Below are 20796 nucleotides of genomic sequence, written 5' to 3'. Positions count from 1 at the left end.
GTATTCGTCGGCGTCCCATGGAGGGGGAAATGGCGCGGATCGGCCTGGTTGCCCATGACGACAAGAAGGACGACCTGTGCCGCTGGGCCGAGGCGCACAGGGACAAGCTCGCGCGGCACCAGCTCTGGGGTACCGGCACCACCGGCAGCAGGGTCATGGAAGCGACGGGCCTCGAGGTCGGCCTGCTCAAGAGCGGGCCTTTGGGCGGCGACCAGCAATTGGGCGCCATGATCTGCGAGGGGCGGCTGGACGTCCTGGTGTTTTTCATCGACCCGCTCTCGGCGCAGCCTCATGACGTGGACGTGAAGGCGCTGACCCGGCTCGCCACGCTCTACGACGTGCCTCTGGCCAATAATAAATCCACCGCAGACGCCGTGCTGGCCGCGATTTGACCCCGCGGATAGTGTTGACCGTTCCGTGCTGTTGTGACCAGATGCCACAAAATTGCCCGGATTGAACCGGGCGGCTGATATTCAGGAAACCCCGAGGCACCACCAACTTGTCCTCCGACTTGGTTATCGACGTTCGCAACGTCACCAAACGCTTCGGCGGCATCACCGCCGTCAACGATTGCTCGCTTTCGGTTCGGCGCGGTTCGATCACCGGGCTGATCGGGCCCAACGGCGCGGGCAAGTCGACCCTGTTCAATATCGTGGCCGGCAATATCGTGCCCGATAGCGGGCAGGTGATCTTCGATGGCAAGGACGTGACCGGCTGCAAGCCGCACGAGCTGTTCCGGATCGGCATGCTGCGCACCTTCCAGATCGCGCATGAATTCTCGCAGATGACGGCGCTCGAGAACCTGATGATGGTGCCGGGCGACCAGCCGGGCGAGCATCTGGTCGGTATGTGGTTCCGTCCCGGCCTGGTGCAGGCGCGCGAGACCGAGGTGCGCAAGAAGGCGCTCGACGTCATCGATTTCCTCAAGCTGGGGCATGTGCGCCACGAATTGGCGGGCAATCTCTCGGGCGGGCAGAAAAAGCTGCTCGAACTGGGCCGGACCATGATGGTCGATGCCCGGATCGTGCTGCTCGACGAGGTGGCGGCCGGCGTCAACAGGACCCTGCTCAACGATCTGGCGGACAATATCGAGCGCATGAACCGCGAACTGGGCTATACCTTCTTCGTCATCGAGCACGACATGGACCTGATCGGGCGGCTGTGCGATCCGGTCATCGTCATGGCCCAGGGCCAGAAGATCGCCGAGGGGCCGATGGCGGAAATCCGCGCCAATCCCGCGATCATCGAGGCCTATTTCGGCGCCCCGGCCGAGGTGGCGTGATGGCGTTGATCGAACTGAAGCACGTCGTGGGCGGTTATGGCGGCGCGCCCATCCTCAATGGTGTCGATATCGCCATCGAGAAAAGCGATATCGGGGTGATCGTGGGGCCGAACGGCGCCGGCAAGTCCACGACGCTCAAGGCGATTTTCGGGCTGCTGCGCGTCACCGGCGGCAGCATCGAGTTTGCCGGCGAGGAGATCACCAATTCCCTGCCCGACCGGCTGGTGCCCAAAGGGCTGTCCTTCGTCCCGCAGGAAAAGAACGTCTTCACCTCGATGAGCGTCGAGGAAAATCTGGAAATGGGGGCCTTCACCCGCGAGGACGATTTCTCCGGGACCATGGCCTGGGTCTATGAGATGTTCCCGGTGCTCCGGGAGAAGCGCCGCCAGCCGGCGGGCGAGCTCTCGGGCGGGCAGCGCCAGATGGTGGCCATGGGCCGGGCGCTGATGAGCCAGCCGAGCCTGCTGATGCTCGACGAGCCTTCGGCGGGCCTGTCGCCGCGCTATGTCATCGAGATTTTCGAAACCATCGTGCGCATCAATCGCGAGGGCGTGGGCATTCTCATGGTCGAGCAGAACGCGCGTCAGGCCCTGGCCTTCGCCACGCGCGGCTTCGTGCTCGCGGGCGGGCAGAACCGCTTCACCGGCACCGGGGCGGAGCTGATCGCCGACCCGGAAGTCGCCAAGTCTTTCCTGGGGGGCTGAGCCGATGGACGAGCTGATCTTCTTCATCAACCGCGTCCTGATTTCGGGCACCGTGCTGGGCTCGATCTACGCGCTCGGCGCCATCGGGGTGACGCTGATCTTCGGCATATTGCGGTTCGCCCATTTCGCCCATGGCGATATGATGACAATGGGCGCCTTCATCGCTTTCCTCCTGGCCTCGGCGCTCGCCGCCATGGGCATCATCCTGCCACTGCCGATGGGCTTCGTGGTGCTTCCCGTGGCCATGGTTCTCACCGCTTTCATCGCCCTGGGGATCGACAAGGGCTTTTACGCTCCCCTGCGGGCGCGCGGGGCCAAGCCGGTGACGCTGCTGATCGCCTCGATCGGGGTGACGCTGATGATCCAGGGCCTGGTGCGGCTGTTCTTCGGGTCGGGCACCAAGACCATGTACGTGCCGGGCGAAGCCAAGGACATCTTCCGCTTCGACATGAGCTGGGCCGGCGGAACGCGGCCCATCAACGTCACCGAGCCGCAGCTCATCATGTTCGTGGTCACCGCGCTCCTGGTGGTGGCGCTGCATCTGTTCCTCACCCGCTCGCGCCTCGGCAAGGCCATGCGCGCCATGGCCGACAATGCCGATCTGGCGCAGGTCTCGGGCATCAATACCGCCCTCGTCGTGCGGGTCACCTGGGTCATTGCCGGCGGGCTCGCCTGCGTCGCCGGCACCATGCTGGCGCTCGACGTGGCGCTGATGCCCGATCTGGCCTTCAACATCGTGCTGCCGATCTTCGCCGCCGCCATCGTGGGCGGTCTGGGCCATGCCTATGGCGCCATCGTGGGCGGCTTCCTCATCGCCTTTGCCGAGACGCTGGCGGTGTTCAACTGGACTGCGGTGCTGCGCCCGCTCAATGCCGTGCTGCCCGAGGGCATGGCGTTGCCGGCCAATCTGGCGCTGGTGCCCACCGAGTACAAACTCACCGTGGCCTTCGTGATCCTGGTCATCACCCTGCTGGTGCGGCCCACGGGTATCTTCAAGGGAGCCTCGACATGAGCCCGGCCGCCGCCGCCGCGACAAGGAGCTGGGACAGCCCGCTCCGGCGCGGCCTCATGCTGTTCGCCGCCATGTTCCTCATCGTGGTGGTGGTGGGAATGGTGCAGGGCACCGCCTCGGTGCTGCTCATCCTCACCCAGGCCACCGCCTTCGCGCTCATCGCGCTGGGGCTCAATATCCAATGGGGCTATGGCGGGCTGTTCAACTTCGCCATCATGGGTTTCCTCATGGTGGGCGGCGCCTCGACGGTGTTTCTCTCCTATCCGGTCAACATGGCCTTCTGGGACAGCGACGGGCCGATGCTGCTGGGACGCGCGCTCATCGCCTTCCTCATCGGGCTGGCGCTGGTGCTGGCGGCGCGGCGGGTCGACCGGTTCGGCATTACCGGCAAGGGGAAGGCGTTCGTCGTGGCGCTGGCCTGGTTCGCCGGCTATGTCATCTATCGCAGCCAGATCGATCCGGCCGCCGCCTATATCGAATCCACCGCCGGCTTCGTGGGCGGGCTGGGGCTGCATCCGGTGCTGGGCTGGGCCTTCGGGGGGCTCGTCTCGGCCGTCATCGCCTATTATATCGGCCGGATCAGCCTGGGGCTGCGGACCGATTACCTGGCCATCGCCACGATCGGCATTTCCGAGATCCTGCGGGCGCTGATCAAGAACATGGACTGGCTGACACGCGGCACCATGACGGTCTCGCCCATGCCCTGGCCGACGCCGCTGCCCCAGCAATTGCAGGCGGAGGGCTTTTCCATCCCCGAAAGCTTCGTGCTGGCCCGCCTCATGTACCTCGTGCTCGCGGTGCTGGTGCTGGTCCTGGCCTTCCTGCTGGTCCAGCGCGCCTATGGCGGGCCCTGGGGCCGGATGATGCGGGCCATCCGCGACAACTACATCTCGGCCGCCTCCATGGGCAAGGACGTGACCGGACGGCAGCTCGAGCTGTTTATCTTCGGCTCGATCCTGATGGGGATCGGCGGGGCGATCCTGGCCACTTTCACCCAGATCTTCGATCCGTCCGGCTATCAGCCGATCAATCACACCTTCATGATCTGGGTGATGGTGATCGTGGGCGGGGCGGGCAATAATTGGGGCGTGGTGCTGGGCTCCTTCCTCATCTACATCGTCTGGATCATTTCCGATCCGCTGGCGCAGATCATCTTCCTCAATCTCTCGGCCTTCACCGACGGCATGGGCTGGGGCGCCATTCCCGAGATCGATTCACGGGCCTTGCAGGCACGCGTCTTCGTGCTCGGCGTGGTCATCTCCATCGCCCTGCGCTACGCCCCGCGCGGGCTCATCCCTGAAACCGTGCGCCGCGATGCGTGAGGCGGGGCCCCGATCGCGGGGAAAGGCTGAAATGAAAACGGCCCGGGGAAACCCCGGGCCGTAAACGCTTCGCGGTTGTACCGACTTACTCGATCAGGCCCTTGTCGACGGGCTCGCCGCCTTCGATGACCCAGTAGTTGATGGCGCCGGCGACGTCGCCGACCTCGTCGAACTCGATGGAGCCGGAGGCGCCCTCATAGTTGATGTCGGTACCGGCGGCGATCAGTTCCTTGGCCTTGGCCCATTCGCCCGGCAGGATGGTCTCGCCGGGGGCGTTGGCGATCTCGCGCAGCGCGGCGGAAAGCCCCTCGCGCTCGGCCGAGCCGTTCTTCTCGATGGCCAGGGCCAACAGGAACACGGCGTCATAGGAATTGGTCACATAGGTGCCGTTGACGTCCTGGCCGGCAGCCGCGGTTAAGGCATCCAGGGCGTCGAAGGCGGGGCCTTCGGCGGCGGCGGCCTGGGTGAGGATCATGCCTTCGAGATCGGCGCCGTTGCGGCTGGCGAGCAGGGCGTCGCCGGCCATGCCGTCGCCGCCCATGAACAGGTCGAACGAGCCGGCTTCGATGGCCTGGTTGAGGATGGCGCCGCCACCGGAATTCTCATAGCCATAGATCACCAGCGTGGTGGCGCCGGAGGCCTCGATCTGGCCGATTTCGGGGCGGTAGTCGGCCTTGCCGTCTTCATGGGCGACATTGGCGAGCACGGTGCCGCCACCGGCAGCAAAGGCATCGGCGAAGGCGCCGGCCAGGCCCGAACCGTAATCGTTGTTCAGATAGGTGAGGCCCACTTCGGTGACGCCCTGGCTGAGCAGCAATTCGGCCGCCTTGACGCCCTGGATGGAGTCGGGAACCACATCGCGGAAGACGAGGTCGTTGTCATCGAGTTCGGCCACGGCCGGCGCGGTGGAGGCCGGCGAGATCATGACGACATTGCCCGGAATGGCCGAGCCATTGGCGCCGGCCAGGGTGGAGCCCGAGCAATAGCCGCCGAAGATGGCGGTGACGTTCTCGGCATTGACCAGACGGTCGGCGGCCGGACCGGCGGCGCCGGCATCGCAGGCGCTGTCCGCGATCACCGAGACCAGCGTCTGGCCGTCCAGGATACCCCCCTGGTCGTTGACATTGGCGATGGCGAGATTGCCGGCATCGATCATGCCCGGCGCGAACCCGGCAATGCCGCCGGTCACGTCGGCGAGGAAGCCGATCTTGACCTCCTGAGCCAGGGCCGGAGCGGCGATGATCAGGCTGGAGGCGGCGACCGCCAGGGTCAGGGTTTTCTTCAACATTGACATCCCTCTGTTTCGGTTGCCCGCCGGGTGGCCTTGCTGGCCCCTTCTTGCGGCGCGACAACGGATAAGCAGGCGCGATGCGCGCCCCGCTGACCAGACTGTTGCACATTCCGGAGGTAAAAGTCACCGGGATTTGAGCGCCCGGATCGCACGGCGTTCCGGTTGCTTAACGCCGCCCGATCGCGCATAGACTGGCGGCGGTGCCGGAAAGGGGTGCGCATGAGATTTCGAGGTCCGGCCATCGCGATCCTGGCGCTGGCCATGCTGGCATCGCCGGCGGCGGCGCAGCTCACCGTGCTCGACACCGCCCAGGATGCGCGCGGCGGCGCGGCGGCGCCGGAAGCGGCGGTGGAACAGCCTATCGAGGCGAGCCTGCCCGCGGCACCCTGCGGCGACCAGCCGTTCAGCATCGCCCGACTGGGCTGGCCCTCGGCCAGCCTGCTGGCGGAAATCCATGCCCGGGTCCTGGCCGCCCAGTTCGGCTGCGACGTGCGGGTGACGCCGGGCGATCCGGCGACCTCCATCTCGTCCATGGGCTCGACCGGACAGCCCGCCGTGGTCCCCGAGGTCTGGGTCAACCGCGTCGCGGAACTGTGGAACGGTGCGATGGAGGGGCAGATGCTGCGCAGCGCCGCCCCGACCTATGCGGAGGCGCGCTTCGAAGGCTGGTACATGCCGGTCTATATGGCCGCCGCTTTCGCCGCAGCTCCCGCCGCGGCCGATCTCGCCGCCGCGCTGCCGCAACTGCATCCGGAAGGGCCGGTGCGGTTCATTTCCTGCCCCATCGACTGGGCCTGTTCGCTCATCAACCGCAATCTGGTGCGGGCCCACGGGCTGGAACGCCTGGTGGAACTGGTCGAGCCGGCCAACCGCTTCGAGATGGACCGGCTGATCGCCGAGGCGGTCAACCGGCGCGAACCGTTCCTGTTCTATTATTGGCAGCCCAATGCGGTTTTGGCCCAGCTCGATTTCGTCGCCCTGGACATGGGAGCCTATGACGAGGCGGCGGCGAAATGCCTGGCCGGGCGGATCTGCGCCGATCCGCAGCCCAGCGCCTTCGCCGAGGATCTGGTGGTGATCGCGCTGGCGGAGCGGGTGTTCACCGACATGCCGGCCATCGCCGGCTATTTCCAGCGCGCCAGCCTGGCGCTGGCGGAGATGGATGCGCTGCTGGCCCGGCTCAACGCTCCCGGCGCCACGCTCGAAAGCGTCGCCGACTGGTTCGTCGAGGAGCGCGGCGATCTCTGGGGGAGCTGGGTCGGCACGGCTCCCTGAACGCCGATCCGGCGCCTGCGCCGAAAGGCTGATGGCGGCTTGGCCTTGAGGATGGTTGCGCCGGACCGGGGCGCGTGGCTATAAACGGCCCGGACAGCAACCGGGGCAGGGGAGTTCAGCCTTGGATTTGAAGCGGATCGACGATCACGTCAGCGTATCTGGACAGATCCGGCCCGAGGACGTGGCGACGCTCAAGGCCATGGGCTTCGTTGCCATCGTCAACAACCGGCCGGACGGGGAAAGCCCCGACCAGCCGGCCGGTGCCGAGATCGAGGCGGCCGCCAGGGCCGCCGGCCTCGACTATCACGCCATTCCGCTGGGGCGCGAGGGGGTCAATCCCGACCTCGTGGACCGCACCAGGGCCGCGCTTGAGGGGAGCGCCGGGCCGGTATTCTGCTTTTGCCGGTCGGGCACGCGCTCGACCACGCTCTGGGCGCTGAGCCGGGCCGGCGAGATGCCGGCCCAGGATATCCTCGCCCAGGCCGCAGCGGCGGGATATGATTTGAGCCATCTGGCCGGCTATCTCGGCCGGGACTGAGGATGAAATCCGGACGGTCGGGCGGGCCACCGTCCTTTCCGTCGATTTGCTGAGCCGGGCCATCATGGCCTTTCGCCCCTTCTGCTCGGAACCTGATCGATGCCCATCAAGAAAATCCTCGTCGCCAATCGCAGCGAGATTGCCATTCGCGTGTTTCGCGCCGCCAACGAGCTCGGCCTCAAGACCGTCGCGGTCTTTGCCGAGGAAGACAAGCTGGCGCTGCACCGCTTCAAGGCCGACGAGGCCTATCTGATCGGCAAGGGGCTGGGACCGGTCGAGGCGTATCTGCAGATCGAGGAATATATCCGCATCGCCCGGCTCTCGGGCGCCGACGCCATCCATCCCGGCTATGGCCTTCTGGCGGAAAGCCCCGAATTCGTCGATGCCTGCACCGATGCGGGCATAATCTTCATCGGCCCGCGCGCCCAGACCATGCGCGATCTGGGCAATAAGGTCGCCGCCCGCAACATGGCCATCGCCGCCGGCGTGCCGGTGGTGCCGGCGACCGAGGCACTGCCCGACGATCCGGAGGCCATCAAGGCGCTGGCCGCCGAGATCGGCTATCCGCTGATGCTCAAGGCGAGCTGGGGCGGGGGCGGGCGCGGCATGCGCCGCATCCTCGATGAAAAATCCCTGCTCTCGGAGGTCTCCGAGGGCAAGCGCGAAGCCAAGGCCGCCTTCGGCAAGGACGAGATGTATCTCGAAAAGCTGATCGAGCGCGCCCGCCATGTCGAGGTGCAGCTGCTCGGCGACGACCACGGCAATCTCGTCCATCTTTACGAGCGCGACTGCTCGGTGCAGCGCCGCAACCAGAAAGTGGTGGAACGGGCGCCCGCGCCCTATCTCAACGACGCGGTGCGCAAGGAATTGACCGATGCGGCGGTGCGGCTGGGCCGGGCCGCCAATTACCGGGGCGCCGGCACGGTCGAATTCCTCATGGATGCCGATACCGACAAATTCTACTTCATCGAGGTCAATCCGCGCATTCAGGTCGAGCATACCGTCACCGAGGAGGTGACCGGCATCGATATCGTCAAGGCGCAGATCCACGTTCTGGACGGGGCGGTGATCGGCACGCCGGAATCGGGCGTTCCCGCCCAGGACAAGATCCGCCTCAACGGCAATGCCATCCAGTGCCGCGTCACCACCGAGGATCCGGAACACAATTTCATTCCCGATTACGGACGCATCACCGCCTATCGCGGCGCCACCGGCTTCGGGGTGCGGCTCGATGGCGGCACCGCCTATGCCGGCGCGATCATCACCCGCTATTACGATCCGCTCCTGGAAAAGGTCACCTGCTGGGCACCGAGCGCCGACGAGGCCATTGCCCGTATGCACCGGGCCCTGCGCGAATTCCGCATTCGCGGCGTCGCCACCAATCTGGCCTTCCTCGAAAACATCATCACCCATCCCGATTTCGTCGGAAACCGCTATACCACCCGCTTCATCGACACGACGCCCGAGCTGTTCAATTTCAAGCCGCTCAAGGACCGGGCCACCAAGCTCCTGTCCTATATCGCCGACGTCACGGTGAACGGGCATCCCGAGGTGCGCGACCGGCCGCGGCCCCCCGCCGATGCCGCCGCGCCCTTCGTGCCGGAATTTCTGCCCCTGCCCGTCATCGAGGGCAGCCGGCAGGTGCTGGAGCGCGAGGGGCCGGAGGGGCTGGCGCGCTGGATGAAGGCGCAGACCCGGGTGCTGTTCACCGACACCACCATGCGCGACGCGCATCAGTCGCTGCTGGCGACGCGCATGCGCAGCTTCGACATCACCCGCATCGCCGAGGCCTATTCGCGCGGCCTGCCGGACCTGTTCAGCCTCGAATGCTGGGGCGGGGCGACTTTCGACGTCGCCATGCGCTTTCTCAACGAGGATCCCTGGGAACGGCTGGCCAAGGTGCGCGAGGGCGCGCCCAATATCCTGACGCAGATGCTGCTTCGCGGCTCCAATGGCGTGGGCTACACCAATTATCCGGACAATGTGGTCAAGTTCTTCGTCCGCCAGGCGGCTCGGGGCGGGGTGGATATCTTCCGCGTCTTCGACTGCCTCAACTGGGTCGAGAACATGCGCGTCGCCATGGATGCGGTGATCGAGGCGGGCAAGGTCTGCGAAGGCGCCATCTGCTACACGGGCGACATGCTCGATCCGGACCGGGCCAAATACGACCTCAAATATTACGTTGCCCTGGCGCGCGAGCTGGAAGCGGCGGGCGCTCATGTGCTGGGCCTCAAGGACATGGCGGGGCTGCTCAAGCCGGCGGCGGCCAGAAAGCTCGTCGCGACGCTGAAGGAGGAGGTGGGCCTGCCGGTCCATCTTCATACCCATGACACTTCGGGCGCCGCCTCGGCCACGGTGCTGGCGGCGGTGGAAGCGGGCGTCGACGCGGTAGATGCGGCCATGGACGCGCTTTCGGGCACCACCTCGCAGCCGACGCTCGGCTCGCTGGTGGCGGCATTGGCCGATACGGAGCGCGATACCGGGCTCGAGGCCACGGCGATCCGGCAGATTTCCTTTTACTGGGAAGGGGTGCGCACTCAGTATCGTGCCTTCGAGAGCGACCTCAAGGGAGGCGCCTCGGAAGTCTACCTGCATGAAATGCCGGGCGGGCAGTTCACCAATCTCAAGGAACAGGCGCGCTCGCTGGGTCTGGAGACCCGCTGGCACGAAGTCGCCCAGACCTATGCCGACGTCAACCGGATGTTCGGCGACATCGTCAAGGTGACCCCCTCTTCCAAGGTGGTGGGCGACATGGCGCTGGCCATGGTCTCGGCCGGCATCTCCCGGGAGGAAGTGGAAGACCCGCACCGCGACATCGCCTTTCCCGATTCGGTGGTCGGCTTCTTCATGGGCGATCTGGGCCAGCCGCCGGGCGGCTTCCCCGAGGCGCTGCAAAAGAAGGTGCTCAAGGGCAAAAAACCGCTCACCGAGCGGCCCGGCTCCTATCTCGAGGATGTCGATATCGAGGCCGAGCGCGAAAGGATCGCCGGGGAAGCGGGACACGAAGTCGACGACTTCCGGCTCGCCTCCTATCTGATGTATCCCAAGGTCTATGCGGATTTCGAAAAGACCCAGGACCGCTACGGCCCCACCGAGGTGCTGCCCACGCCGGTCTATTTCTACGGCCTCAACGAGGGCGACGAGATCCTGGTCGATATCGAGCAGGGCAAGACGCTGGTGATCACCTATCAGGGCCGGGCTCCGACCAATGACAAGGGCGAGGTGCGCTGCTTCTTCGATCTCAACGGCCAGCCGCGCACCATCATCGTGCCGGACCGGCTGAAGGCCGGCGAGGTCAAGGCGCGCGCCAAGGCTTCGGTCAGCGATCCCAGGGAAGTGGGGGCGCCCATGCCCGGCGTCATTTCCACGCTCGCTGTCGCTCAGGGCCAGAAGGTCTCGGCCGGCGACGTGCTGTGCTCGATCGAGGCGATGAAGATGGAAACCGCCATCCATGCGGAAGTGGACGGCGTGGTGGCCGAATTGCTGATCAAGCCGGGCGACCAGATCGACGCCAAGGACCTGCTGGTCAGGCTGGAATAGCGAAGGCCCGGAGTGATCCGGGCCTTGGTTCGGCGTCAGGCAGTAAAATCGTCAGAGCCGGCGCGAGCGGCCGTCCACGGTCGGCCCGGGCCTGCCGGCATGGACGCGGACCGGCACCGGCAGGCGCGACACGATCCAGCTCACCATCAGCGGCACCAGCACGATATCGTCGACCCAGCCCAGCACGGGAATGAAATCGGGCAGGATGTCGAAGGGATTAACCAGATAGAAGGCAACGAAGAGCGTTGCCGCCTTCAGGTGAAACGGGGTCTCGCGCGCCCGGAAGGCGTTCCAGAGCTGCACGACTTCCTTACGGAAGAGGACGAGGCGGGAAAGGAGCATGGTCATCATACCGGATAAATGGTTTCGCCCGGGGCGCGGTTCAAGATGCCGGGCCGGGCAATATTTTCCTTCCTCGCCGGATCGTCATTTCATTGTTCGGTTGCCAGGCGAGAAGGGAAGGCCTATCTCGGGGGCGATGGAATGCAAGGGTTGAACATGGCCGGTCCAGCGCCGCGCAGGCAATCGGTTGGGGTCAATGTCGGCGGCGTCATGGTCGGGGGCGGCGCTCCGGTCGTGGTGCAATCCATGACCAATACCGATACCGCCGATATCGACGCCACGGTGCGCCAGGTGATGCAACTGTCCCGGGCGGGCTCGGAGATCGTGCGCATCACCGTCGACCGCGACGAGAGCGCGGCGGCGGTGCCCCATATCCGCGACCGTCTCGCCTCCATGGGCTATGACGTGCCGCTGGTCGGCGATTTCCACTATATCGGCCACAAGCTGCTGACCGATCATCCGGCCTGCGCCGAGGCGCTGGCCAAATACCGCATCAATCCGGGCAATGTCGGGTTCAAGGCCAAGCGCGACACGCAATTCGCCACGCTGATCGAACTGGCGCTGCGCCATGGCAAGCCGGTGCGCATCGGGGTCAATTGGGGCTCGCTGGACGAGGAACTGCTCACCCGTCTCATGGACGAGAACGCGGTGTCCTCCAGCCCGGTCTCGGCCGCCGCGGTGCAGCGCGAGGCGATCATCCAGTCGGCGCTGCTCTCGGCGCAGCGGGCCGAGGAGATCGGCCTCGGGCGCGATCGCATCATCCTGTCCACCAAGGTTTCCGACGTCCAGCATCTCATCGCCGTCTACCAGGATCTGGCGGCGCGCAGCGATCATGCGCTGCATCTGGGGCTGACCGAGGCCGGCATGGGCTCGAAGGGGATCGTCGCCTCCTCGGCGGCTTTGGGCATCCTGCTGCAGCAGGGGATCGGCGACACGATCCGCATCTCCCTCACCCCGGAGCCGGGCGGCGACCGCACGACCGAGGTGAAGGTGGCGCAGGAATTGCTGCAGACCATGGGGTTCCGGCAATTCCTTCCCGTCGTGGCGGCGTGCCCGGGCTGCGGGCGTACCACCTCGACCACCTTCCAGACGCTCGCCAAGGAGATCCAGGACCATCTCGACGCCTCCATGCCGGAATGGCGCGAGCGCTATCCGGGCGTCGAGACGCTGACGGTGGCGGTGATGGGCTGCATCGTCAACGGGCCGGGCGAGAGCAAGCACGCCAATATCGGCATTTCCCTGCCGGGCACCGGCGAGATGCCGGCGGCGCCGGTCTTTGTCGACGGCGCCAAGGTGGCGACGCTGCGCGGGCCCGACGTGGCCGAGCAGTTCAAGGCCATGGTGGCCGATTATATCGAGCGTAAATTCGGCGCCGGCAGGCAGAGCGCGGCCGAATGATGAACGAGCGCAATCAGAGGCGGCTGTTCTGGCTGGCCATGCTGATCCTGGTGCTGGGCGCGCTCAAATTCTCGGGTCATCTGGGCTGACCTGCCATTCGGGCAGCGGAAACACCCGGTCATAGGCCCAGTTGTAGACGAAGGCGTAGCCCATGTAGAACAGGGCCAGCGCGATATCCATGACCAGCGCCTCCCACAGCGAGATCTGCAGATACCAGGCGATGCCCGGCAGCATGATGGTCAGGAGGCCCAATTCGAACAGGATGGCGTGGGCGACGCGGATGGGCACGGTCTTTTCGGTGCCGCCGCGCCAGGCGGTCATCGCATGGTCGAAGCCGAGATTGTAGACATAGTTCCACACCATGGCCACGGTGGCGCTGGCCACCACGATCACGGCGGAATCGCCGCCGGGCAGATGGAAGGCGAATGCGGCGAGCGGCGTTGCCATGGCGATGCCGATGATTTCGAAGAACACGGCGTGGCGGATGCGATCAGCGGTGGTGCGCATGGAAAATCCCCATGTGATCCGGGTCGTCCCGAATGTGATCCCGGTCTGGGGGAGGCCGTCCTCGCTTGCCGGCCATATAGGATGCCGGCGGCGCCGGGGCAAGCGCTACCCGGCATTGCCGGTATTCGCCCGGCGCAGGGTGAAGACGCCGGAACGTACCGCCGCGCCGCCACCCATGTCGGGCACCTCATATTCGGCGATCTGCTCGAGGCGCCGGCGCGGCAGGTCGCGGCGGAACGGGTCACCCACCAGTACCGGGCATGATGCGGTCTCGAGGACGGCAAGGGTCTGCGCCGCCACCACGGGATCGTAAAAGACGTCACCCGCAAGGATCAGGTCAATCTCGGGAAGGGGTCCGCCGGGCCGGAGAGCGATCGCTACCCCATTGGCCCGGGCATTGAGCGCGATGGCGGCATGGGCCAGGGGGTCGGGCTCGATGGCGCACACTTCCCTGGCGCCCGCCAGCGCCGCCGCGATGCCGGCAAGGCCCGAGCCGGCGCCGAAATCGGCCACGCGCCCGCCCCGCACGATTTCCGGATGGTCGCGCAGGTAAAGCGCCAGGGCAGCGCCGCCGGCCCAGCCATAGGCCCAGTAGGGGGTGCGGCCGGCCTCGCCGCGTTCGGCCAGGAAGCCGGCGAGGCCGCTGCGCGGCGTCGGGCGGTAGAGCCGGATATCGGGCCGGAAGGAAAGCGGCGCCAGTTCGAAGCGCCCGCGGATGAATTCTTCGGGCGACGGGTTCACCCGGGAAGCTGGCACGCATCCACCCAGCGGTCGCCGCATAATTCGGCCAGCCGGGCGAGGCTCAGCCTGACCGAGGAATGGGTGTCGCCCGCCGCCGGAATGACGAGGTCGTAGATTTTGAGCGAGCTATCGAGATAGATCGGCAGCGGCGCGGGCAGGCCGAAGGGACAGACCCCGCCCACCTCGTGGCCGGTCAGGCGCAACACGTCCTCGGCCCCCAGCATGCGCGGGCGGCCGCCAAAGGCGGCTTTCGACTTGGCATTGTCCAGCCGCGCATCGCCGCGCGTCACCAGCAGGAACTCCTCGTCCCGGACGCGGATGCACAGCGTCTTGGCGATCTGCCCCGGCTCGACGCCGTGCACCTGGGCGGCCAGTTGCACGGTGGCGGTGGAATCGCAGGTTACCAGGACTTCGAGGTCGGGCGCGCGGACGGCCAGGTCTTCGCGGACGGATTGCAGGCTCATGGTGGAAATCAACTCGTCTTGTTAGGGATGGCCGCGTTCAAAACAGGCTGGCCAGCTTGGTCTCATATTTGAAGCGGGTCTTTTCGCGGATGGGCGTCGTCAGCGCCCGGCGCATGAAGTCGCGCGGGATGTCCTTGAGGCCGTCCTGCGCCATCAGCTCGGCCATGGTGATCCGCTCGCCCGCGAAAGGAGCGATGGCGACGGTCATGCCCGCTTCCGCTTCGCCCGGACGGATCACCCGGCAATAGGCGCCGGGCCGGTTGGCCCGGTAAAAGCGCTTCGCCCATTGCGGGTCGCCCATTCTCGCCGAAAAGGTGGCGCAGGGGGTGCGGTGGGCGGTCACCTCCAGCACCACCTCCCCGATGGCGAAGCGGTCGCCGATGGCGGCGGTGGCGCTGCTGGCGCCGGATATGGTGAGGTTCTCGCCGAACAGGCCCGGCGCGGGCGGGGCGGCCAGTTCGCCCGCCCACCAGTCGTAGTCTTCCTGAAAATAGATATAGACCGCCTGCTCGCTCCCGCCATGGTGCTGGCGGTCGAGAATGGCGTCGTCCTCCAGGCCCTGGGGCCCGATCGCCACCGGGCCGGCAACCGGCTCCTTGCAGATGCCGGTCAGGGCCTTGTGGCCGGGAATGCGGCGCGGCCGGGCGCGGTTGACGCTGAGCAGCATGGCCATGGTCATCTCTTCCTTGCGGCGAAATAGCGGGCGGTGGCGCGCAGTCCATCGGCGCGCGGCCCGAAGGTGCGCAGGGCCGAAATGGCGTCGGCAACGATGGCGTCGAGGTTTTTCCGGGCCTCGTCCAGCCCCAGCCGGGAAACGAGGGTCTGCTTGCCCGCCCCGGCGTCCTTGCCGGTGGCCTTGCCCATGGCCTCCTGCGTCGCGGTCACGTCCAGAATGTCGTCGGCGAGCTGGAAGGCGCGGCCCGCCGCCTCGGCATAGGCGGTGAGGGCGGAAAGGGCGCGCGGATCGGCGCCGCCCAGCATGGCTCCCATGCGCACCGCCGCGCGGATCAGTGCTCCGGTCTTCATGGCCTGCATGGTGGCGATATCGGTTTCGGAAAAGCTCCCCTCTTCCCCCTCGATGTCGCGCATCTGCCCGCCCACCATGCCGCCGGCACCGCTGCCGGCGGCCAGTTCGGCCACCAGTGCCACCCGCACATCCGGGTCGGGATGGCATCGGGGGTCGGCGAGGATGGCGAAGGCCTGGGTCAGTAGGGCGTCTCCCGCCAGGATTGCCGTGGCTTCGTCGAAAGCCTTGTGCACGGTGGGCCGCCCGCGCCGCAATGCGTCGTCGTCCATGGCGGGCAGGTCGTCATGGATCAGCGAATAGCAATGGATCATCTCCACCGCCAGGCCCGCCGGCAGCGCCGCCTCGCGCGACACCGAAAAGATTGCCGCCGCCTGCCGCACGAGGAGCGGCCGCAAGCGCTTGCCGCCCTCGAGACTGCCGTGTCGCATCGCTTCCACCAGGCGCTCGGCCGCCGGGCCGGGGCCGGAAAGCCGGGCGCCGGTCAGGACGTCTGAAAGCCCGGCCTCGACGGAACGGACGCAATCGGCGCTGTCGGCGGAAAAGTCGTACATGGTGCGTTGCTAGCTTTTTGCCCGGAGAGGAGCAAGAGCAGAGGCCGGCCGCGGGCGGCTCTCTGACGACGAAGACCTCTTGGCCTCCGCCGCCGCCGCCGCTAAACACCCCGCCATGGCAAGATGCGCAAAAAATCTCTGGCGGATCGTCCGCATTCCGCTCCTTGCCCTTGCCCTGCTGGTTGCCCTGCCGCTGGTCCTGACCCCGCTCTATCTGGCGGTCGATCCGGTCTCCGTGCCCATGCTGGTGCGTGGCGCCACCGGCCAGAAAGTGGTGCGGCAGTGGCGGGACATCGACGATATTTCCGACCGGCTCAAGGCCGCCGTCATCCTTTCCGAGGATGGGCAGTTCTGCCGCCATCACGGGGTGGATATCGCGGCGCTGAGGCAGGAAGTGGACAATTTCCTTGCCGGGAGGGATGCCCGCGGCGCCTCCACCATCACCATGCAGGTGGCGCGCAACCTTTTTCTCTGGAACGGACAAAGCGCCTTGCGCAAGGCGCTGGAAGTGCCGCTGGCCGCCTATATCGACCTGGTCATGCCCAAAAGGCGCATCATGGAGATTTATCTCAATATCGCCGAATGGGGGCCTTCGGGGCAGTTCGGCGTCGCGGCCGGGGCGGAGCATGCCTTCGGCCGCGAGCCGCAAAATCTGGACTGGCGCACGGCGAGCCTGCTCGCCGTCACCCTGCCCAATCCCATCCTGCGCAATCCGGCCCGCCCCGGTGCGGGGCTCTCGCGCGTGGCCGGCATCGTGGAGGAGCGGGCGCGCCTATACGGCCAGCGCGCCGCCTGCGTGAGCAAGGATGGCAGGCTGGCGCTTTAGCGGCCCCCAGGCGCTTCGGTCGAACCGGCCGACGGCCGGACGGGGAAGCGGCGGCGCCCACAAAACCCCTAGCCAAGCGCCGCGTCTTCCTCTATAGAGCGCCCGATCCCATCAGAGATATGTCTCTGGCCGCTCCCGGCGGCGCAACGAATTTGAATTCGGAAGGACCGAAAAATGGCTGTGCCAAAACGCAAGACCTCGCCGATGAAGCGCGGCTTCCGCCGTTCGGCCGACGCGATCGCCAATCCGACCTATGTGGAAGACAAGGATTCGGGCGAGCTGCGCCGTCCGCACCATGTCGATCTCAAGACCGGCATGTATCGCGGCCGCCAGATCCTCGCGGTCAAGAACTGAGCCGAAAGGCGGTTTGGCGCTCCGGCGCCTGATATGATATTCGAGCGGCCGGCCCCCCAAAGGGTCGGCCGTTTTTTTTCGCCGCCGGCAATGCGGCCCGCAGGAGACAGGCAGAAGATGAGCACACGCGTCGAGTCGGACACGATGGGGACGATCGAGGTTCCGGGGGACAGATATTACGGCGCGCAAACGGCTCGAAGCTTGCAGAATTTCGATATCGGCGGGGAGAAGATGCCCACCGAGATCATCAAGGCCTTCGGCATCCTGAAAAAAGCGGCGGCGCTGGCCAATTTCAAGCTCGGCCTCATGGACGAGGCCGTCCGCGATCTGGTGGTCGCCGCGGCCGACGAGGTGATCGCGGGCAAGCTGGACGGCCACTTCCCGCTGGTGGTGTGGCAGACCGGCTCGGGCACCCAGTCCAACATGAACGTCAACGAGGTCATCTCCAACCGCGCCATCGAGATGGCCGGGGGCGAGATGGGTTCGAAAAAGCCCGTCCACCCCAACGACCACGTCAATATGAGCCAGAGCTCCAACGACACCTATCCCACCGCCATGCATATCGCGGCGGTCGAGGCGGTGGAGTCCTATCTCTATGAGCGCGTCGAGGCGCTGCGCGATACGCTGGCCGCCAAGTCCGAGGCCTTCATGGACGTGGTCAAGATCGGCCGCACGCATCTGCAGGACGCGACGCCCCTGACCCTGGGCCAGGAAATCTCCGGCTGGGTGGCGCAGATCGATCATGGGCTGGCCGCCATAAGGGCGACCATGCCGCAACTCAAGGAACTGGCGCTGGGCGGCACCGCCGTGGGCACCGGGCTCAACGCCCATCCCGATTACGCCGTCACCGTCGCCAAGGAAATCGCGGCGCTGACCGGCCATGATTTCGTCACCGGCCCCAACAAGTTCGCGCTGCTTGCCGGGCATGACGCCTTTGTGGGCACGTCGGGCGCCCTGAAGCAATTGGCCGTCGCCTTCATGAAGATCGCCAATGACGTGCGCTGGCTCGCCTCGGGCCCGCGCTCGGGCCTGGGCGAGATCACCATCCCCGAAAACGAGCCGGGCTCCTCGATCATGCCGGGCAAGGTCAATCCGACCCAGTCGGAAGCCATGACCATGGTGGTGGCGCAGGTGATGGGCAATGACGCGGCGATCGGCTTTGCCGCCAGCCAGGGCAATTTCGAGCTCAACGTGTTCAAGCCGGTCATCGCCTATAATTTCCTGCAAAGCGTGCGGCTGCTGGCCGATGCGGCCAAGAGCTTCAACGATCACTGCGCCGTGGGCATCGAGCCGGACCGCAAGCGCATCAGGCAGTTGGTCGACCAGTCGCTGATGCTGGTGACGGCGCTCAACCGGCGCATCGGCTACGACAATGCCGCCAAGATCGCCAAGACCGCCCACAAGAACGGCACCACTTTGCGCGAGGAAGCCATCAATCTGGGCCTGCTCACCGGCGAGGAATTCGACGCCGAGGTGAAGCCCGAGCAGATGGTCGGCCCGCTCAAGGTCAAATCATAGGATCAGGCCAGGACGCTTTTGCGGAAGCCCTGGGGCATGCGCCGCTCGCCGCTGCTGGCGGTGCGGCCATAGGCGCCCAGCGCTCGGGCGGATAGCTCGGGGCGGCGCTCCCGCATAGCGAGCAACTGGCTGAGGAAGGCGGCGCTCGCCTGCGACCGCGCCAGCGACGGGCGCGGTCCCGCCGGCTGTAAGGGCAGCGGCAGGCGGGGGCGGGGCGTGTCGTTTTCGGGCAGTCCGGACATCGGCTGTTCCATTCTGGGCCGCCCTGTCCCGAACTGGGGCAGGTCCGACGGCATCCTGCCCTATTCGGGGCAAGCACCGTGCCAGATGTTAACAGTCCGTTAACACATTTCGATCCCGCGCCGGATCTTGTTCACAAGTCAATGGTTAACCGGCGCGCTCAGAAATCGTCCTTGCCCTTGCGGATGGCGGCGAACACCGCGGCCGGATCAGTGCCGTCCAGCCCATAGTGCGCCGCCAGCTCCGGCGCGTCGGCGCGCAGGAAGGGATTGGCACGCTTGTCCTCGCCCAGCCGGAAGGGAATGGTGAAGCGCCCTTCTTTCCGCAGCGCCTCCGCCTCGGCGGCGCGAGCCTGCAGCGCCGCGTTGTCCGGGTCGATGGAGAGGGCGAAGCGGGCATTGGCAAGCGTATATTCGTGCCCGCAATAGACCAGGGTGTCGTCAGGCAGGGCGCGCAGGCGCTTGAGGCCCTCCCACATCGGTCCGGGCGCTCCCTCGAACATGCGCCCCGCCCCCAGCGAGAACAGCGCGTCGGCCGAGAACAGGTGTCCCCCCGCTGCATCGTAGTAAACGACATGGCCCAGCGTGTGGCCGGGCGTGGCGATGACCTCGAGCGTGGTCCTGCCCAGCCCGACCCGGTCGCCGTCGTGCACCAGTTCGTCGAGGCCGTCGATCTTGCCGGCCTCGGCGGCGGGGCCGGTGACGCGGGCGCCGAAGGCGGCCTTGAGCTCGCCTATGGCCTCGACGTGGTCGGCATGATGATGGGTGATGAAGATATCGGTGAGGCCCCAGCCGCGGCGGGCCAGCGCCGCCCGGATCGGCCCGGCCTCGGGGGCGTCGATGGCGGCGGTGCGCCCGGTCTCCTCGTCATGCGCCAGATAGCCGAAATTGTCGCTGCGGGCGGCGAACACGTCCACGCTGAGGCCCATCGCCATTCTCCTTCTTTTATTGGTGCCCGAGGCTAGAACATCGGGGCGGAAAGGGGAATCGCGCTTTGCCGGAACACCGGCGAAGGCGCGGCGCCTCATGGCAATCGCCAATTGGACAAGTCGGTGGCGCTTGCCTAAATTCGGGCCATGACCAGCGATGTTTTGCGTCTCATCGACTATTACAAATCGCCGCTGGGCCGGATTTCCCGGGCATTGGTGCGCGAGCAGATCGTGGCGCTGGCAGGCGACGTCCGGGGCCGGCGCGTGCTGGGGCTGGGTTTCGCCACGCCCTATCTGCGCTTCGCGCTCGAGGGGGCCGAGCGGGTGCTGGCCTTCATGCCCGAGCGGCAGGGCGCCTCGGCCTGGCCGCGGGAGGGGCCGTCCTGCACCATATTGTGCGACCCGCTGGAAATGCCGCTGACCGATGCGGCCATCGACCTGACCATCGCCGTGCATGCGCTCGAGCACATCGCCGATGCGGAGGAGCTGATGCGCGAACTGTGGCGGGTGACGGCGCCCAACGGGCATCTGGTCATCGTCGTGCCGCGGCGGCGCGGCATCTGGGCGCAATGGGACAATACCCCGTTCGGCCAGGGCAATCCCTATTCGGGCGGGCAGCTCGAAAAGCTGCTGCGCGACCACAGCTTCGTGCCCGAGGCCTGGCGCGATGCGCTGTTCCTGCCGCCGGTGCAATCCTCGCTGGTGCTCAGGTCCACCCGCTTTTTCGAGCGGTTCGGCCCGCTATTGGGGCCCACCATGAGCGGGGCCATCTGCGTCAGGGCGCGCAAGGAGGCGTTTCCCGCCGTTCCCAGGCGCCTTAGGACCGAGCGTTATGTGCGCCTGCCCGGCCTCTCCACCGCAACGGCCCGCGCCAAGCAGGCGCCGGGGCATGCAAGTGCATAGAGGCTTTGCCTTTAACAGCCGGTTTCACTATGG

At 66.5% G+C, this 20796-nt stretch carries 22 protein-coding genes; 13 read left to right on the top strand and 9 right to left on the bottom strand.

What is annotated here, in order from left to right; translation table 11 throughout:
• Positions 1 to 17 precede the first annotated feature (17 nt).
• The 5 genes from ACFOOL_RS04710 to ACFOOL_RS04690 all read left to right on the top strand — a co-directional run bounded on the left by ACFOOL_RS04710 (position 18) and on the right by ACFOOL_RS04690 (position 4320).
• Positions 18 to 392 (top strand): methylglyoxal synthase, encoded by a 375-nt coding sequence (locus tag ACFOOL_RS04710; protein WP_380095340.1) that lies wholly within the window; start codon positions 18 to 20, stop codon positions 390 to 392.
• Positions 393 to 499: 107 nt separating this feature from the next.
• Positions 500 to 1282, top strand: coding sequence for an ABC transporter ATP-binding protein (locus tag ACFOOL_RS04705; RefSeq protein ID WP_380095338.1), 783 nt, complete (start codon positions 500 to 502; stop codon positions 1280 to 1282).
• Positions 1282 to 1986: an ABC transporter ATP-binding protein gene (locus ACFOOL_RS04700; RefSeq protein ID WP_380095336.1), complete on the top strand. Its 705-nt coding sequence runs from the start codon at positions 1282 to 1284 to the stop codon at positions 1984 to 1986. The genes ACFOOL_RS04705 and ACFOOL_RS04700 overlap by 1 nt, the downstream gene beginning before the upstream one ends.
• A 4-nt stretch (positions 1987 to 1990) precedes the next feature.
• Positions 1991 to 2998 carry a branched-chain amino acid ABC transporter permease gene (locus tag ACFOOL_RS04695; protein WP_380095335.1) on the top strand — a complete coding sequence of 336 codons (1008 nt, stop codon included), beginning with the start codon at positions 1991 to 1993 and terminating at the stop codon, positions 2996 to 2998.
• Entirely contained in the window at positions 2995 to 4320 is a 1326-nt protein-coding gene (locus ACFOOL_RS04690; RefSeq protein WP_380095334.1) for a branched-chain amino acid ABC transporter permease, read from the top strand. The genes ACFOOL_RS04695 and ACFOOL_RS04690 overlap by 4 nt, the downstream gene beginning before the upstream one ends.
• A gap of 85 nt (positions 4321 to 4405) precedes the next feature.
• Here the strand turns inward: ACFOOL_RS04690 and ACFOOL_RS04685 are convergent, their stop codons facing one another.
• Positions 4406 to 5608 carry an ABC transporter substrate-binding protein gene (locus tag ACFOOL_RS04685; protein WP_380095332.1) on the bottom strand — a complete coding sequence of 401 codons (1203 nt, stop codon included), beginning with the start codon at positions 5606 to 5608 and terminating at the stop codon, positions 4406 to 4408.
• Between the two features lie 222 nt (positions 5609 to 5830).
• On the opposite strand from ACFOOL_RS04685, the gene ACFOOL_RS04680 reads away from it, so the two are divergent.
• The 3 genes from ACFOOL_RS04680 to pyc all read left to right on the top strand — a co-directional run bounded on the left by ACFOOL_RS04680 (position 5831) and on the right by pyc (position 10964).
• A complete protein-coding gene (locus ACFOOL_RS04680; RefSeq protein WP_380095330.1) occupies positions 5831 to 6886 on the top strand; it encodes a glycine betaine ABC transporter substrate-binding protein in 1056 nt (351 codons plus the stop codon).
• Positions 6887 to 7007: 121 nt separating this feature from the next.
• A complete protein-coding gene (locus tag ACFOOL_RS04675) occupies positions 7008 to 7424 on the top strand; it encodes a TIGR01244 family sulfur transferase (RefSeq protein ID WP_380095328.1) in 417 nt (138 codons plus the stop codon).
• 99 nt (positions 7425 to 7523) lie between these two features.
• Positions 7524 to 10964 carry a pyruvate carboxylase gene (gene pyc / locus ACFOOL_RS04670; protein WP_380095327.1) on the top strand — a complete coding sequence of 1147 codons (3441 nt, stop codon included), beginning with the start codon at positions 7524 to 7526 and terminating at the stop codon, positions 10962 to 10964.
• Positions 10965 to 11015: 51 nt separating this feature from the next.
• Here pyc and ACFOOL_RS04665 read toward each other — a convergent pair whose 3' ends face one another.
• Positions 11016 to 11306 carry a YkvA family protein gene (locus tag ACFOOL_RS04665; RefSeq protein ID WP_380095325.1) on the bottom strand — a complete coding sequence of 97 codons (291 nt, stop codon included), beginning with the start codon at positions 11304 to 11306 and terminating at the stop codon, positions 11016 to 11018.
• Between the two features lie 156 nt (positions 11307 to 11462).
• Between ACFOOL_RS04665 and ispG the strand changes: the two genes are divergently transcribed.
• Entirely contained in the window at positions 11463 to 12704 is a 1242-nt protein-coding gene (ispG, locus tag ACFOOL_RS04660; RefSeq protein WP_380095323.1) for a flavodoxin-dependent (E)-4-hydroxy-3-methylbut-2-enyl-diphosphate synthase, read from the top strand.
• 63 nt (positions 12705 to 12767) lie between these two features.
• Here ispG and ACFOOL_RS04655 read toward each other — a convergent pair whose 3' ends face one another.
• The 5 genes from ACFOOL_RS04655 to ACFOOL_RS04635 all read right to left on the bottom strand — a co-directional run bounded on the left by ACFOOL_RS04655 (position 12768) and on the right by ACFOOL_RS04635 (position 15994).
• On the bottom strand, positions 12768 to 13211 hold the full coding sequence (locus ACFOOL_RS04655) for a PACE efflux transporter (protein WP_380095321.1): 444 nt from the start codon (positions 13209 to 13211) through the stop codon (positions 12768 to 12770).
• Between the two features lie 105 nt (positions 13212 to 13316).
• On the bottom strand, positions 13317 to 13967 hold the full coding sequence (locus ACFOOL_RS04650) for a class I SAM-dependent methyltransferase (protein WP_380095320.1): 651 nt from the start codon (positions 13965 to 13967) through the stop codon (positions 13317 to 13319).
• Positions 13949 to 14416 carry a YbaK/EbsC family protein gene (locus ACFOOL_RS04645; RefSeq protein ID WP_380095318.1) on the bottom strand — a complete coding sequence of 156 codons (468 nt, stop codon included), beginning with the start codon at positions 14414 to 14416 and terminating at the stop codon, positions 13949 to 13951. Before ACFOOL_RS04645 ends, ACFOOL_RS04650 begins: the two co-directional genes overlap by 19 nt.
• A gap of 37 nt (positions 14417 to 14453) precedes the next feature.
• Positions 14454 to 15089, bottom strand: coding sequence for an MOSC domain-containing protein (locus tag ACFOOL_RS04640; RefSeq protein ID WP_380095316.1), 636 nt, complete (start codon positions 15087 to 15089; stop codon positions 14454 to 14456).
• Between the two features lie 2 nt (positions 15090 to 15091).
• Positions 15092 to 15994 carry a polyprenyl synthetase family protein gene (locus ACFOOL_RS04635; RefSeq protein WP_380095314.1) on the bottom strand — a complete coding sequence of 301 codons (903 nt, stop codon included), beginning with the start codon at positions 15992 to 15994 and terminating at the stop codon, positions 15092 to 15094.
• Positions 15995 to 16109: 115 nt separating this feature from the next.
• On the opposite strand from ACFOOL_RS04635, the gene ACFOOL_RS04630 reads away from it, so the two are divergent.
• The 3 genes from ACFOOL_RS04630 to fumC all read left to right on the top strand — a co-directional run bounded on the left by ACFOOL_RS04630 (position 16110) and on the right by fumC (position 18692).
• Positions 16110 to 16820 (top strand): biosynthetic peptidoglycan transglycosylase, encoded by a 711-nt coding sequence (locus ACFOOL_RS04630; protein WP_380095312.1) that lies wholly within the window; start codon positions 16110 to 16112, stop codon positions 16818 to 16820.
• A gap of 174 nt (positions 16821 to 16994) precedes the next feature.
• A complete protein-coding gene (rpmF, locus tag ACFOOL_RS04625; RefSeq protein ID WP_286020162.1) occupies positions 16995 to 17174 on the top strand; it encodes a 50S ribosomal protein L32 in 180 nt (59 codons plus the stop codon).
• Between the two features lie 117 nt (positions 17175 to 17291).
• Positions 17292 to 18692: a class II fumarate hydratase gene (gene fumC, locus ACFOOL_RS04620; RefSeq protein WP_380095310.1), complete on the top strand. Its 1401-nt coding sequence runs from the start codon at positions 17292 to 17294 to the stop codon at positions 18690 to 18692.
• 2 nt (positions 18693 to 18694) lie between these two features.
• Here fumC and ACFOOL_RS04615 read toward each other — a convergent pair whose 3' ends face one another.
• The gene (locus tag ACFOOL_RS04615) at positions 18695 to 18934 is read right to left on the bottom strand and encodes a hypothetical protein (RefSeq protein ID WP_380095309.1); all 240 of its coding nucleotides are present in this window, start codon (positions 18932 to 18934) and stop codon (positions 18695 to 18697) included.
• A 158-nt stretch (positions 18935 to 19092) separates the two neighbouring features.
• On the bottom strand, positions 19093 to 19860 hold the full coding sequence (gloB, locus tag ACFOOL_RS04610; RefSeq protein ID WP_380095307.1) for a hydroxyacylglutathione hydrolase: 768 nt from the start codon (positions 19858 to 19860) through the stop codon (positions 19093 to 19095).
• A 147-nt stretch (positions 19861 to 20007) separates the two neighbouring features.
• Here gloB and ACFOOL_RS04605 point away from each other — a divergent pair, with 147 nt between their 5' ends.
• Entirely contained in the window at positions 20008 to 20763 is a 756-nt protein-coding gene (locus tag ACFOOL_RS04605; protein WP_380095306.1) for a class I SAM-dependent methyltransferase, read from the top strand.
• The last annotated feature ends 33 nt before the right edge of the window (positions 20764 to 20796 follow it).

Source organism: Devosia honganensis (assembly GCF_042648785.1).
Classification (GTDB): domain Bacteria; phylum Pseudomonadota; class Alphaproteobacteria; order Rhizobiales; family Devosiaceae; genus Devosia; species Devosia honganensis.
The sequence above is the reverse complement of the archived record's forward strand: the minus strand, read 5'-3'. Positions and strand labels throughout refer to the sequence as shown.

What these genes read in the sequence shown, in the direction of transcription:
- ACFOOL_RS04605 (WP_380095306.1), top strand. Translation starts at nt 20,008, where the DNA reads ATGACCAGCGATGTTTTGCGTCTCATCGACTATTACAAATCGCCGCTG.
- ACFOOL_RS04700 (WP_380095336.1), top strand. Translation starts at nt 1,282, where the DNA reads ATGGCGTTGATCGAACTGAAGCACGTCGTGGGCGGTTATGGCGGCGCG.
- ACFOOL_RS04655 (WP_380095321.1), bottom strand. Translation starts at nt 13,211, where the DNA reads ATGCGCACCACCGCTGATCGCATCCGCCACGCCGTGTTCTTCGAAATC.
- gloB (WP_380095307.1), bottom strand. Translation starts at nt 19,860, where the DNA reads ATGGGCCTCAGCGTGGACGTGTTCGCCGCCCGCAGCGACAATTTCGGC.
- fumC (WP_380095310.1), top strand. Translation starts at nt 17,292, where the DNA reads ATGAGCACACGCGTCGAGTCGGACACGATGGGGACGATCGAGGTTCCG.
- ACFOOL_RS04695 (WP_380095335.1), top strand. Translation starts at nt 1,991, where the DNA reads ATGGACGAGCTGATCTTCTTCATCAACCGCGTCCTGATTTCGGGCACC.
- pyc (WP_380095327.1), top strand. Translation starts at nt 7,524, where the DNA reads ATGCCCATCAAGAAAATCCTCGTCGCCAATCGCAGCGAGATTGCCATT.
- ACFOOL_RS04680 (WP_380095330.1), top strand. Translation starts at nt 5,831, where the DNA reads ATGAGATTTCGAGGTCCGGCCATCGCGATCCTGGCGCTGGCCATGCTG.
- ACFOOL_RS04645 (WP_380095318.1), bottom strand. Translation starts at nt 14,416, where the DNA reads ATGAGCCTGCAATCCGTCCGCGAAGACCTGGCCGTCCGCGCGCCCGAC.
- ACFOOL_RS04665 (WP_380095325.1), bottom strand. Translation starts at nt 11,306, where the DNA reads ATGCTCCTTTCCCGCCTCGTCCTCTTCCGTAAGGAAGTCGTGCAGCTC.
- ACFOOL_RS04615 (WP_380095309.1), bottom strand. Translation starts at nt 18,934, where the DNA reads ATGTCCGGACTGCCCGAAAACGACACGCCCCGCCCCCGCCTGCCGCTG.
- ispG (WP_380095323.1), top strand. Translation starts at nt 11,463, where the DNA reads ATGGCCGGTCCAGCGCCGCGCAGGCAATCGGTTGGGGTCAATGTCGGC.
- ACFOOL_RS04640 (WP_380095316.1), bottom strand. Translation starts at nt 15,089, where the DNA reads ATGGCCATGCTGCTCAGCGTCAACCGCGCCCGGCCGCGCCGCATTCCC.
- ACFOOL_RS04635 (WP_380095314.1), bottom strand. Translation starts at nt 15,994, where the DNA reads ATGTACGACTTTTCCGCCGACAGCGCCGATTGCGTCCGTTCCGTCGAG.
- ACFOOL_RS04685 (WP_380095332.1), bottom strand. Translation starts at nt 5,608, where the DNA reads ATGTTGAAGAAAACCCTGACCCTGGCGGTCGCCGCCTCCAGCCTGATC.
- ACFOOL_RS04690 (WP_380095334.1), top strand. Translation starts at nt 2,995, where the DNA reads ATGAGCCCGGCCGCCGCCGCCGCGACAAGGAGCTGGGACAGCCCGCTC.
- ACFOOL_RS04630 (WP_380095312.1), top strand. Translation starts at nt 16,110, where the DNA reads ATGGCAAGATGCGCAAAAAATCTCTGGCGGATCGTCCGCATTCCGCTC.
- rpmF (WP_286020162.1), top strand. Translation starts at nt 16,995, where the DNA reads ATGGCTGTGCCAAAACGCAAGACCTCGCCGATGAAGCGCGGCTTCCGC.
- ACFOOL_RS04710 (WP_380095340.1), top strand. Translation starts at nt 18, where the DNA reads ATGGAGGGGGAAATGGCGCGGATCGGCCTGGTTGCCCATGACGACAAG.